This is a genomic window from Actinocatenispora sera (genome assembly GCF_018324685.1).
In the GTDB taxonomy this organism is placed as follows: domain Bacteria; phylum Actinomycetota; class Actinomycetes; order Mycobacteriales; family Micromonosporaceae; genus Actinocatenispora; species Actinocatenispora sera.
The window spans coordinates 6,232,132-6,244,577 of sequence record NZ_AP023354.1; the positions used below are offsets into that span (position 1 = coordinate 6,232,132).

General features: G+C 71.0%; 11 protein-coding genes. 7 read left to right on the forward strand and 4 right to left on the reverse strand.

Translation table 11 applies throughout. From position 1 onward, the window contains the following. Positions 1 to 50: 50 nt before the first annotated feature. Genes Asera_RS29330 through Asera_RS29340 form a run of 3 tightly spaced genes read right to left on the reverse strand, consistent with a single transcriptional unit; the run spans position 51 to position 3,351 of the window. Entirely contained in the window at positions 51 to 821 is a 771-nt protein-coding gene (locus tag Asera_RS29330; protein ID WP_030443931.1) for an ABC transporter permease, read from the reverse strand. Continuing rightward, entirely contained in the window at positions 818 to 2,380 is a 1,563-nt protein-coding gene (locus Asera_RS29335) for a DUF1349 domain-containing protein (RefSeq protein WP_051801353.1), read from the reverse strand. The genes Asera_RS29330 and Asera_RS29335 overlap by 4 nt, the downstream gene beginning before the upstream one ends. Then, on the reverse strand, positions 2,377 to 3,351 hold the full coding sequence (locus Asera_RS29340) for an ATP-binding cassette domain-containing protein (RefSeq protein WP_051801351.1): 975 nt from the start codon (positions 3,349 to 3,351) through the stop codon (positions 2,377 to 2,379). Before Asera_RS29340 ends, Asera_RS29335 begins: the two co-directional genes overlap by 4 nt. A gap of 120 nt (positions 3,352 to 3,471) precedes the next feature. Here Asera_RS29340 and Asera_RS29345 point away from each other — a divergent pair, with 120 nt between their 5' ends. After that, positions 3,472 to 4,134 carry a response regulator transcription factor gene (locus tag Asera_RS29345; RefSeq protein ID WP_030443928.1) on the forward strand — a complete coding sequence of 221 codons (663 nt, stop codon included), beginning with the start codon at positions 3,472 to 3,474 and terminating at the stop codon, positions 4,132 to 4,134. Beyond that, on the forward strand, positions 4,134 to 5,237 hold the full coding sequence (locus Asera_RS29350) for a sensor histidine kinase (protein ID WP_051801348.1): 1,104 nt from the start codon (positions 4,134 to 4,136) through the stop codon (positions 5,235 to 5,237). Before Asera_RS29345 ends, Asera_RS29350 begins: the two co-directional genes overlap by 1 nt. A gap of 29 nt (positions 5,238 to 5,266) precedes the next feature. Here the strand turns inward: Asera_RS29350 and Asera_RS29355 are convergent, their stop codons facing one another. Continuing rightward, positions 5,267 to 6,820, reverse strand: a complete 1,554-nt coding sequence (locus Asera_RS29355; protein WP_030443926.1) for a serine hydrolase domain-containing protein — start codon at positions 6,818 to 6,820, stop codon at positions 5,267 to 5,269. Positions 6,821 to 7,070: 250 nt separating this feature from the next. Between Asera_RS29355 and Asera_RS29360 the strand changes: the two genes are divergently transcribed. The 5 genes from Asera_RS29360 to Asera_RS29380 all read left to right on the forward strand — a co-directional run bounded on the left by Asera_RS29360 (position 7,071) and on the right by Asera_RS29380 (position 12,445). Beyond that, positions 7,071 to 8,612 carry an ABC transporter substrate-binding protein gene (locus tag Asera_RS29360; protein WP_169745779.1) on the forward strand — a complete coding sequence of 514 codons (1,542 nt, stop codon included), beginning with the start codon at positions 7,071 to 7,073 and terminating at the stop codon, positions 8,610 to 8,612. A 117-nt stretch (positions 8,613 to 8,729) separates the two neighbouring features. Next, positions 8,730 to 9,665 carry an ABC transporter permease gene (locus Asera_RS29365; protein WP_030443924.1) on the forward strand — a complete coding sequence of 312 codons (936 nt, stop codon included), beginning with the start codon at positions 8,730 to 8,732 and terminating at the stop codon, positions 9,663 to 9,665. Then, a complete protein-coding gene (locus tag Asera_RS29370; protein WP_051801344.1) occupies positions 9,662 to 10,552 on the forward strand; it encodes an ABC transporter permease in 891 nt (296 codons plus the stop codon). Before Asera_RS29365 ends, Asera_RS29370 begins: the two co-directional genes overlap by 4 nt. Positions 10,553 to 10,563: 11 nt before the next feature. Further along, complete coding sequence (locus Asera_RS29375; RefSeq protein ID WP_035295012.1) at positions 10,564 to 11,601, forward strand: ABC transporter ATP-binding protein; 1,038 nt, start codon at positions 10,564 to 10,566, stop codon at positions 11,599 to 11,601. Beyond that, on the forward strand, positions 11,594 to 12,445 hold the full coding sequence (locus Asera_RS29380; RefSeq protein WP_051801342.1) for an ABC transporter ATP-binding protein: 852 nt from the start codon (positions 11,594 to 11,596) through the stop codon (positions 12,443 to 12,445). Before Asera_RS29375 ends, Asera_RS29380 begins: the two co-directional genes overlap by 8 nt. Position 12,446 lies beyond the last annotated feature (1 nt).

A 12,446-nucleotide genomic window follows, 5' to 3' on the forward strand; every position in this document is an offset into this window, starting at 1 on the left:
TCCGCCCACTCGGGAGTGGCATACCTCACCACATCCGCCCGCTACCTCGATCAGGCGTCGCGGCGGCGGAGCAGCAGGCCGGCGAGCAGCAGGGCGCCGGCGGCCCAGCCGGCGACCACGCCGATGCCCTCCCAGGGCGGGAGCGGGAGTCCACGAAGGTTGGTGGTGGCTCGGATGCCGAGCCCGGCGGTCATCGGCGCGAGCTGTTCGAGGTGCCGCCGGAGCGGATCGCTCACCGCCTGCGCGACCAGGACCGGCAGGTACAGCACGGCGAGCACCACGCCGATGGACACGGCGGTGTCCCGCACGACGGTGGCGATGCCGAGGGCCAGCAGCGCGACCAGTACCAGGTAGACGACGCTGCCGGCGGCGGCGCGCAGGGTCGGGCCGTGCGTGATCGAGCCGGGTACCGGTCCGGGACCGGCGCCGGTTTCGCCGGCGGGCAGCGCTGCGCGCCCGGCCAGGAGCGAGCCCACGACGGCGACCACACCAGTACCGAGGGTGAGTACGGCGAGGGTGGTCGCCTTGGCGGCGAGCACGGTGAGCCGGCGCGGCATCGCGGCGAACGTGGTGCGCACCATGCCGGTGCCGTACTCCTCGGCGACGGCGAGCACGGCGAGTACCACGACGACGGCCTGGCCGAGGTCGAGGCCGGTGAGGGCGAGCGCGGTGACATCCCGGCCGCCGCCCGCCGACTGGTGCGTACCGGCCACGACCACCACGCCCACGCCGATCGTGGCGACGGCGGTACCGAGCAGCAGCCAGGCCGTGCTGGCGAGGGTGCGCAGTTTGGTCCACTCGGCGAGCAGTGCGGCGCTCATGCGTCCCTCCGCTGCATCACGAGCCGCGCGGCGCCGAGCGCCACCGCGGCGTAACCGGCGAGTACCAGCAGTCCGGCCCAGGGTGGCAACGGGTAGTAGCCGTTGGCGAACGTGTACGGGTAGTCGACCAGCGACGATCGCGGCAGCACGCCGAGAACCGAGAACGCGGCGGCCGGGGTGACGCGGAACAGCCACGTCTCGGCGGTCGCGGGCAGGCTGGCGCCGATCAGGTACGGCAGGACGAACACCACGACGCCGGCGGTGACCGCGCCCGCGCCGCGCCGCAGCATCGCGCCGAGGGCGAGCACCGCGACCGCGGTGAGCGCGGTGACCAGCCCGCACCCGACCACGACGCGCACCACGGTGCCGACGCCGGCGGGAAACACGTAGACCCCGTTGCCGGTCAGGATGTGGTCGCCGACCGGCACCGCGACGGCGGCGGCGAGAGCACCGGTCGCGAAGCCGACCGCGCCGATCACGATCGCCTTGGCGGCGAGCACCCGCTCCCGCTTCGGCGTGGCGGCGAGCGTGGTGCGGATCAGCCCGCGGCGGTACTCGCTGGTCACGAACAGCGTGGCCAGCACGATCAGGACGACCGTTCCGACGAGCAGGCCGACCAGCACGGTGCTGGCGGGGGTGTTGGTGCCGAGCACGCCCTGCACGACCGCCGGGGCGATGTCGCCGGACCCGGTGAGTACGGCGGTGTCGCCGGTGATGCGGGCACCACCGGCCGCGAGGATCGGGTAGAAGTCGGCCCGGCCCGTACCGATGCCGCGGCTTCGCCAGGCACCGCCGGTCTCTCCGGTGACGGTGACGTGCCGGAAACCGGCGGTGGCCTGGGTGGGGCGACCGGTCCGGCCGTGGAACGAGACCGGTGAGGTCACGAACAGCCCGACCCGCACGGTGCCGGGCAGCCCCGGGAGGCGGGCGACACCGACCTCGTGCCAGGCGACGCCGTCGGCGGACTCGTAGCCGGTGATCGTGTCCCCGTGCCGGGTCAGCCGCAGCCAGCGCGGCGCCGCGGGCACGCCGTGCCCGGACCGGTCGTGGGTGTAGTCGTACTGGAAGCGGATCCCGTGCCGGCCGGTGGCGAGCACCGCCGCGTACGACGATCCGGGCGCGGTGCTGGGCGTGAGCAGGATGCCGGCCTTCGCCCAGTCCGCCAGCCCGGGGCGCGTCGCGGACGGCGACGGGGCGACGTTCACCGGATTGGTCGAGACCCGGCCGGAGAGCGAGGTGAGCTGGGCGGTGAGGCTGCCGTCGCCGGTGAGCGGGCGGCTCAGGTACCGGTAGCTGTCCGCGACCGCCTCGCCGTTCGGTCCGGTCGGTACCGTCGGGTGACCGCTGTGGCACGTGACGCCGGTGCCGGTACAGGTCCCGCTGTGGATGCCGTTGGCCACCAGGTAGGTGAGCAGCACGCACAGCAGCACGGCAACGCCGAGCCCGACCAGCCAGCCGCGGACGGTACGGAACTTCACCCATTCGGCGCGCAGTGCCGGTCGCAGTCCGAGACCGCGGTCCGCGCCGGCGGTCCGCGCCGGTGCCTCGACGGCGCTCATCGGCCCTGCTCCTGGTCGAGGACCGCCCGGTACTCGGACTCGCCGGCGGTGAGCCGCAGGTAGACGTCCTCCAGGGTCGCCCGCTGGCTCGTCACCTCGGCGAACGGCACGCCGGACCGGGCCAGTACCGCCACGATCCGCTGGGCGTCGGCCCCGGTCACGGTGACGGTGTTGCGGTCCGCGACCCGCGCCGCCAGCCCGTCTCGTTGCAGCGTCGCCGCCGCCTCGGCCGGCTGCGCGGTACGCAGCTGGACCCGGTCACCCGACTCGGCGGCGACCAGTTCGTCCACCGGTGCATCGGCGACGACCCGGCCGCGACCGACGACGACCACCTGGTCGGCGGTGCCCTGCAGTTCGCCCATCAGATGGCTGGACACCAGCACCGCGCGCCCCTCGCCGGCGAGCGAGCGCAGGAACCGGCGGATCCAGATGATGCCCTCGGGGTCCATCCCGTTGAACGGCTCGTCCAGGATCAGTACCGGTGGATCGCCGAGCATCGCCGCGGCGATGCCGAGGCGCTGTCGCATCCCCAGCGAGAAGCCGCCCGCCCTGCGGCGCGCGGCACCGGTCAGGCCGACCAGCTCGATCACCTCGTCCACCCGGCGTACCGGCAACCGCTGCGACCGGGCCAGCCACAGCAGGTGGTTGCGCCCCGTCCGGCTCGGTTGCAGGGCGGCCGCGTCTACCAGCGCGCCCACGTGCCGCAGCGGCCGTCGCAGCCGCCGGTACGGCAGCCCGCCGACCAGCGCGCGGCCCTCGTCCGGGGCGTCCAACCCGAGGATGACCCGGATGGTCGTCGACTTTCCCGCACCGTTGGGCCCGACGAAGCCGGTCACCCGGCCGGGCGACACGGTGAAGCTCATCCCGTCGAGTGCCTGGGTGGCCCCGAATCGCTTGCGCAGCCCGGATACGTCGATCCTCTGCTCGGTCACGGTCACGGTCTCGGTCCGTTCGGTCGTCGGCTGGGTCATGGATGGTTGTACGGCGCGGGCGGTCGCAACGCGGTCGCGGCCGCTGATACCCGGTTGCGACCCGGCAGCGGGGATGCTGGACGCAGGACGAGTACGGGCCGGAAGCGGAGGTGGACGTCGATGAGGGTGCTGGTGGTCGAGGACTTCGAGGTGCTGGCCCGGTCGATCGGCACCGGGCTGCGCCATGAGGGCATGGCCGTCGACGTCGTCCTGGACGGCGCCGAGGCGCTGGCGCACCTCGCGCTCACCCGCTACGACGTCGTCGTACTGGACCGGGACCTGCCCGGGGTGCACGGCGACGACGTCTGCCGCCGGCTGGTCGCGGACGGTGCCGACAGCCGGGTGCTGATGCTCACCGCGGCCGGTACGGTGCAGGACCGGGTGGACGGCCTCGATCTGGGGGCAGACGACTACCTGCCCAAGCCGTTCGACTTCGCCGAGCTGGTCGCCCGGGTCCGCGCCCTCGGCCGCCGAGCGACCCCCGCCGTACCGCCGACCCTCGGCTACGCCGACATCAGCCTCGACCCGGCCCGCCGGGTGGTCACCCGGGCCGGGCGCCGGCTGGACCTGAGCCCGAAGGAGTTCGCCCTGCTGGAATGCCTGCTCGCCACCCCCGGTGTCGTCGTCTCCGCCGAGCAACTGCTCGAACGGGTCTGGGACGAGGCGGCCGATCCGTTCACCACGGCGGTCAAGCACACCATGCGTCGGCTGCGGGTCAAGCTCGGCGAACCCCCCGTCATCCACACCGTCCGGGAGGGCGGCTACCGGATCGGAGACAGCTGATGAGCGCGACGCGACGAGTCGGTGCCCTGCTTCGCGCCAGGCGACCGGTCCTGCGGGCACAGCTCACGCTGCTGTACTCCGGGCTGTTTCTCGCGGTCCTCGCCGGCGTGCTGCTGGCCACCAACCTCCTCTACGGCCACACCGCGGCGCGCGCCCCCGCCGGCACGGCACCCGGGGTGGCCGACTCCAGCAGCAGGTTCGACGTCGGCCCGGCGCTGGTCGGCCTGGCCGCCGCGGTGGTCGCGCTGGTCGGCGCCTGGTGGCTCGCCGGCCGCTTCCTGCGGCCGCTGCACGCCATCACCACCACCGCGCAACAGATCTCCGCCACCAACCTCAACCAGCGCCTCACGGTCCGGGGGCCGGACGACGAGCTGACCCGGCTCGGTACCACGCTCAACGACCTGCTGAGCCGGTTGGAGTCCGCCTTCACCGCGCAGCGCCACTTCGTGGCCAACGCCTCGCACGAGCTGCGTACCCCGCTCGCGGGTCAGCGGACCCTGCTTCAGGTCGCGCTCGCCGATCCGCACGCCGACCTGGCGTCCCTGCGCGCCGCGTGCGCCGAGGCGGTGGAGCTCGGCGCGCAACAGGAGAGGCTCATCGACGCCCTGCTCGCGCTCGCCACCAGCGAGCGCGGCATCGAGCGCCGGAGCCCGGTCGAGCTCGCCGGGCTCGCCGAGCGGGCACTCGCCGGCCGCCGCGCGGAGACGGGCGAGCGCGGCGTCCACATCGACGCCAGGCTCGCCGCGGCCCGGGCGTCCGGCGACCCCCGGCTGGTCGAGCTGCTCGTGGCGAACCTCGTCGACAACGCGATCCGGCACAACCGGCCCGACGGCACGGTCGAGGTCGTGACCGGGCCGGCCCCGAGTGGCGCAGCGACGATCACGGTCCGCAACACCGGTCCGGTGGTCCCCCCGGAGGACCTGGGCCGGCTCTTCCAGCCGTTCCAGCGGGCCGGCGGGCCACGCCTACGACACCGCGACGGGCACGGGCTCGGCCTGGCCATCGTCGCGGCGATCGCCGGTGCCCACCAGGCGACGGTCACCACCCGCGCGCAGGCCGGCGGCGGGCTCGAGATCACCGTCGCCTTCCCGACCGACCGCTGACCGAACGCCCCGCCGGCCCGACCGCACGGTCAGGGAAGTACCACCCTGGTGTTGGTGGCGGCGGTGAGGGAGTTCTCGCGCAGGTACGCGCGCCGCGGCGAGATGTCCACCGGCGCGGCGGAGCGTGGCCGGTCCGCGGGGACCGCCTGCACCACGAGTTCCTGGATCTGCGCGGGCTCGACCGGCGTCAGGTGGATCATGCACAGCAGCTCGCCCCGGGCTCCCGGGATCGACCAGGTGACGTCGGCCGGGGTCGCCGCCGACACGATCTGCGGCGCCGGTCGCGGTTCGGTCAGCGGGCCGATCTGTTCGATCAGCTCCTCGATGCCGGCGCGCCGCTCGGCCAGCGACCGGTCGAAATCGACGTTGTCGGCCAGGATCTGGGCGGCCAGCTCGTCGTCCCAGCGTCGGATCAGCCGGTCGGCGTCCTCGCGCAACCGCACCGTCTCCGGCCACAGCGTGATCGTCTGCGCCGGCACCCGGTCTCGGGCGAGGATGCGGCCGAGCGCCTGCTGGCACAGCTCCGACGGGTTGCCGCGATGGCTGTTGGTCAGCACCACGACGCCGTTGCCGGAGTCCGGATGCCAGCACATGAACAGCGAGAAACCGGGCAGGCCACCGCCGTGCGACACCATCGTGCCGCGCTGTGCGTCGAGGGAGATGCGCAGGCCCAGCCCGTACCCGCCGACGAGCGGCTTCAGGCTGCCGTCGGGCTGCACGCTCAGCGATGGAGTATCGACGATCCGTACCCGCTGCATCTCGCGGCGAGCCGCGCGGCTGAGGATGTCCACGTCGTCGGGGTGCGGCGCGCGGAAGGCGGAGCTGAGCCAGACGATCCACCGGGCCAGGTCGCGAACGGTGCTCATGATCCCGCCGGCCGCGGCGAACGCGGCCGAGACGTTGGGCGCGTAGGGGATCCAGTTCGCCGCCGGGTCGAGCGAGTAGCCGGTGGCGCGTTCGATGCCGGCGGGCGCGGCGTTGTCGAACCAGGTCGAGGTCAGCCCCAGGGGGATCAGCAGCTCGTCGCGGACGAAGTCCTCGATCGGGCGGCCGACGGCACGCCCCACGGCGAGCCCGGCGAGCGTGAAGCCGAGGTTGGAGTACTCGTACTCGGCGCCCGGTACGTGGCTGTAGCGCAGCCCCTTCCCGACCTGGTCGAGCACCACGTCCACCGCGGCGTCGATGAACGGGTCCACCCACGAGTTGTCCTCGGTCAGCCCGCCGGACATGCTGAACAGCATCCCGAGGGTCGGTGGCGGGCACGGGTCCTCCAGCGTGCCGGACGCCGTGAACTGCGGGAAGTACATGGTGATCGGATCGTCCAGGGACAGCAGGCCACGGTCGCGGGCGAGCAGCGCCGCCGCGGCGACGAAACTCTTGGACATCGACGCGATCGGGAAGACCGTGTCCGCATCGGGTACCAGGCCGTCGTCGTTGGCGGTGCCGAAGCCGGCGGCGTGGGAGAGCCCGTCGGCCGTGACGATCCCGTACGCCAGCCCCCGGGACTGATCTGCTGCGGTGTACTGCCCGAAGAACGCGTCCAGTTCGGTCGCGATCGGGGTGCGGATCAGCTCATTCGACATGCCACGATCACCTTCGGTGAGGGGTGCGCAGGACACCAGGAGCGTACGCACACAACGGAACGACCGGCCTCTTTACATGAACGAAAATTGCTGGCAAGTTCTGTTGGTCTGCACAAAAAGTTCATCGACCGTCGGCCCTACCCTGCTGGCACCCCGATCTGAACGTCCAGGCTGGAACCCCGGCCGCGGCCCGCTCAGCTCACTTCGCAAAGTCGACATCGCCGATGTCCCGACAGGAAAGTACGCATCAATGAAACGGTTAAAGACGCTGTGCGGTGCGGTGGTGCTCGCTTCGACCGTGGTGCTGACGGCATGCGGCGGCTCGGGTACCGGCTCGGGTGTCGCGCAGTCCGGCGGTGACCTCGTGATGGCCCGCGCGGACGAGGCGACGAGCCTGCTGCCATCGGTACCCACCGACAACGCCTCGATCTGGGTCATCGAGGAGATCTACGACACGCTCACCGTCCCGGACCAGAGCGGCAAGAGCGTGCGGCCCTCGCTCGCCACCTCGTGGACGCAGTCGTCGGACAAGCTCAGCTGGACCTTCCATCTGCGCAAGGACGCCAAGTTCACCAACGGCAAGACGGTCACGTCGGCGGACGTGAAGTTCTCCATCGAGCAGAACCAGAAGAGCGACGCGCCGTTCTCCTTCATCGACACCGTGGTCACCGCCATCGACACGCCGGACCCGGCGACCGTGGTGTTCCACACCAAGAAGCCGTGGTCCCCGCTGCCGGCCGACATGGCGCTGTACGCGAACTCGATCGTGCCGAACAACTACGGCGGCAAGTCCGCCACCGAGTTCGCCGCCCACCCGATCGGGTCGGGCCCGTTCAAGTTCGCCAGCTGGTCGAAGGGCAGCAGCCTGAAGATCGTCAAGAACACCAAGTACTGGCGCAAGGGCACCCCGCACCTCGACTCGGTCACGTTCACCACGGTGCCGGACAGCAACACCCGCGCCACTCAGCTTGCCAGCAACCAGATCCAGATCAACGAGTACCCGTCGAACTCGAGCATCAAGACGCTGAAGGCGCAGCCGAACCTGACGGTGAGCATGTTCCCGTCCAGCGAGATCGACTACATGTCGATGAACGTGCGGCGCGCGCCGTTCAACGACGTCAACGTGCGCAAGGCGATCAGCCTGGCAATCGACAAGAAGGCGATCCTCGAGGCCGTGTACTACGGGCACGGCACGCTCGCCGGCGGCTTCCTGTCCCCCACCACCTGGGCGCACAACGAGTCGATCAAGCCGGTACCGCACGACGTGGCGGCGGCGAAGGCGGCGCTGGCGAAGTCGTCGCACCCGCACGGCTTCACCACCACGATCATGGTCGGGTCCGGTTCGCAGGACTCGTCGAGCGAGGCCCAGCTGGTGCAGGGCGACCTGGCGAAGATCGGGATCAAGGTCAAGATCAAGACGCTGGATCCCAGTGCGCTGTCGACCGCGAAGCACGCGGGGAACTACGACATGGCGTTCGGCCTGTACACCACCGACATCGTGGACCCGGACGAGATCGCCCGGTTCGCCGGCACCTACGACGGCGGCTCGAACACGTTGTACTCGGGCTACAAGAACTCGAAGATGGACTCGCTGGCGGCCACCGCGAGCAGCTCGTCGCAGCAGAGCGAGCGCAAGGCCGCGTACGACCAGATGCAGCAGATCATCGCGGACAACGTCCCCTACGTCCCGCTGTTCTACGTTCCGGGCATCTACTCGTACGGCAAGGTGAAGGGCTTCCACCCGGCCGCCACCGGCAACTACTTCCTTGAGAAGGTCCAGCTGACCAAGTGACCGCACGGTCCGGGCCCGCACGCGGGCCCGGACCCGGTCGACCGGTCACGCCTTGGAGATCCCGACGGGCGCCCGCAGCCCTTTTCTGCCAGGGTCTCTCCGCCGCAAGGAGGTTCGATGCTTCGTTGGTTCGCCCGACGGCTCCTGCTCGCCATCCCCGTCGTCTGGGGCGTGGTGACCATCTCGTTCTTCATGATGCACCTCGCCCCCGGCGATCCGGCCCGTACCGCGCTCGGGGAGAAGGCCAGCGACGCCTCGGTCGCCGCACTGCGCCACCAGTGGGGGCTCGACCAGAGCATGCCGTTGCAGTACCTGAACTACCTCAAGCAACTGGTGCACGGGGACCTCGGCACGTCGGTGTACTACCACGCACCGATCACCTCGTTGATGGCCCAGCGGCTGCCGGTGACGATCATCCTGGTCGTGCTGAGCGCGATCCTCACGATGCTCATCGCGGTACCGCTGGCCTCGCGCAGCGCCACCCACCCCAACGGCCTCGCCGCCGTGGCGGTGCGGCTGTTCAACGCGGTCGTGCAGGGCGCGCCGACGTTCTTCATCGGCGCGATGCTGATCCTGTTCCTCGGGGTACGGATCGCGATCTTCCCGGCCGGCGGCTACCCGGCCGACATCGGCGGCCGGGCCTGGGCACTGGTCCTGCCGGCGCTGACCATCGCGCTGGGCACCGTGCCGATCATGGTGCGCGGCCTGCGCGCGGCGATGATCGAGTCGTACGGCAGCGAGTACGTCGCCTTCGCCCGGTCCAAGGGCCTGCCGGAGCGGCCCATCCGGTACGGCTACGTCCTGCGCAACGCGGGCATCTCCGGCGTCAGTATCCTCGGCATCCAGGTCGGCGCGCTCGCCAGCGGCGCGCTGGTCATCGAGCAGGTGTTCGCGATCCCGGGAATGGGTTCGATGCTGATGACCGGGATCCTCAACCGCGACTACGCCCTGGTACAGGCGTGCACGCTGGTGTTCGGTCTGCTCGTGGTCGTGGTCTATCTCGGGACCGACCTCGCCTATGCCCGCCTGGACCCGAGAGCGAGGTTGTCATGACCGTCACCGACGCCGCCGCGGTCGCCCGGACCGCGATCACCCCACCGCGCAAGAGCAGGGTGTGGGCGCCGGCGTGGATGCGGCGGCACAACCTGCAGCTGTGGATCGGTGCCGGCATGCTCGGCCTGATGGTGGTCGCCGCGATCTTCGCGCCGCTGATCGCACCGCACAACCCGATCACGCCGGACGCCGCGCACGCGCTGCTGCCGGTGTCGGCGGACCACCCGTTCGGCACCGACAACCTCGGCCGCGACATCTTTTCCCGGGTGGTGTACGGCGCGCGCTCCGACCTGACGATCGCGATCGTCGCGGTCGCCGCGCCGTTCGTCATCGGGCTCGCGTTCGGGATCGTCTCCGGCTACTTCGGTGGCTGGTTCGACAGCATCATGATGCGGCTGGCCGACATCGTCACCGCGTTCCCGTTCTTCATCCTCGTCATCGCGCTGGTGTTCCTGATGGGCAACGGGGCCCTGTCCATCTTCATCGCGATCACCTGCGTGTCCTGGGTCGCCTACGCCCGGCTGGTACGCGGCGAGGCGATGGTGTTGCGTAACAAGGAGTTCGTGGCGGCCTGCCAGGCCAGCGGCATCTCCACGGTCGGCATCCTGGTGCGCCACTTCGTTCCCAACGTGGTCAGCCAGGCCATCGTGTACGCGATGAGCGACATCGTGATGAACGTCGGCGTCATCGTGACCCTCAGCTACCTGGGGCTCGGGATCACACCGCCCACCCCGGACTGGGGTTCGATGATGGCGGGCGGCCAGCAGTTCCTCGCGGGCGGCTTCTACGGCATGACGCTGTTCCCGGCGGGTGCGGTGATCTGGACCAGCCTGGCGCTGTCGTTCATCGGTGACGGGCTGACCCACCAGCTGCGGATCGACCGGTAGGAAGGCGTGACATGACAGTCGATTCGACCGGCGAGCTGCTGATCGTCGAAGGCCTCTCGCTGGAACTGGACATCGGCGGGATGCAGCTCAACGCGCTGCGGGACGTGTCGTTCTCGCTGCGTCCGGGCGAGGCCCGGGGGCTCGTGGGCGAGTCGGGCTCGGGCAAGAGCCTGACGCTGCGGGCGATCCTCGGCTTGCTGCCGCCCAACGCCCGCATCACGTCGGGCCGGATGGTGGTCGCCGGCCAGGAGTTCGACCTGACCCGGACCGACCGGGAGCACCGGCGCCGCATCGCCCGGCTGCGCGGTTCGTCGGTCGCGATGATCTTCCAGGAACCCGCCGTGGCGCTCAACCCGGTGGTACCGGTGGGCAAGCAGATCATCGACGCCGTCGCCCGCCGCGACGGGCTCACCAAGCGGGCGGCGCGCGACTACGCGCTGCACCTGATGGACCTGGTCGGCATCCACGACGCCAGCACGAAGATCGACGCGTACCCGTTCGAGCTGTCCGGTGGGCTCAAGCAGCGGGTGATGATCGCGGCCGCGGTCGCCGGCGAGCCGCAGCTGATCCTGTGCGACGAACCGACCACCGCACTCGACGTCACGGTGCAGAAGCAGATCCTGAGCCTGTTCACCCACCTGCGCGACGAGCTGCACGCCAGCCTGCTCTACGTCACCCACGATCTCGCGGTGGTGGCGCAGCTGTGCGACTCGGTCACGGTGCTCTACTCCGGCGAGGTGATGGAGTCCTCGGACGATCTGCGCGCGGTGTTCGACGGCGCGCAGCATCCCTACACCGAGGCGCTGCTGCGATCCACGCCGGACGTCGACCGCATCGAGCAACGGCTCTACTCGATTCCCGGCAGCGCCGCCTCGCTGAGCGAACGTGCCGGCGGGTGCCAGTTCGCGCGGCGCTGCGAGTACGCCCGGGACGACTGTCGCACCGGCGCGATCCCGGACACCTCAGGCACCCCGGGCCGGGTCGTACGGTGCCTGCACAAGGTCGGCGCGCCCGCCGACGGCGTACCCGTGGGAGGCATCGATGGCTGAGGTCGACGGCGTGGGCGTGCCGGTGGACGAACCGCTGCTGCGGTGCACCGACGTCAACATCAGCTTTGCCCAGCGCGGCAAGGCGGAGCGCTTCCACGCGGTACGCGACGCCTCGCTCGAGGTGGGTTCGGCCGACATCGTGGGCCTGGTCGGCGAGTCCGGGTCGGGCAAGTCGACGCTGGCGCGGGCGATCGTCGGGCTGCAGCGGATCGACTCGGGTGCCATCGAGTTCCAGGGCAGGCCGTTCGGGCGCACCCGTACCGCCGAGGACCGGCGCGGCATTCAGATGATCTTCCAGGACCCCTTCGGTTCGCTGGATCCGCGGATGAAGATCCGCTCCGCGCTGGCCGAGATCATCCGGCGGCACACCCCGCTGCGTGGCAAGCAGATCGACGCGCGGTGCGCCGAGTTGATGGACATGGTGCAGCTGCCGCGATCGATCCTGTCCTCCCGGCCCGCCGGCATGTCGGGCGGGCAGCGCCAGCGCGTCGCGATCGCGCGGGCGCTGTCGATCAACCCGCGGCTGCTGGTCGCCGACGAGCCGGTCGCCGCGCTCGACGTGTCGGTACAGGCGGGCATCGTGAACCTGCTGTCGGACCTGCGCCGCGACGTCGGGCTGTCGATCCTGTTCATCTCGCACGACCTGTCGATCGTGCGCACCCTGTGCGACTCGGTGAACGTGATCTACCGCGGCGACATCGTGGAGTCGCGGCCGTGCGCCGAGCTGTTCGACGACCCGCGCAGCGACTACACCAGAACCCTGTTGAGTGCGATCCCCCGGCTCAACGGGCCGCGTACCGAGGGCCTCGCGCAGGGGCAGTCGCTCGGCGCGCGGCGCCGCTAGG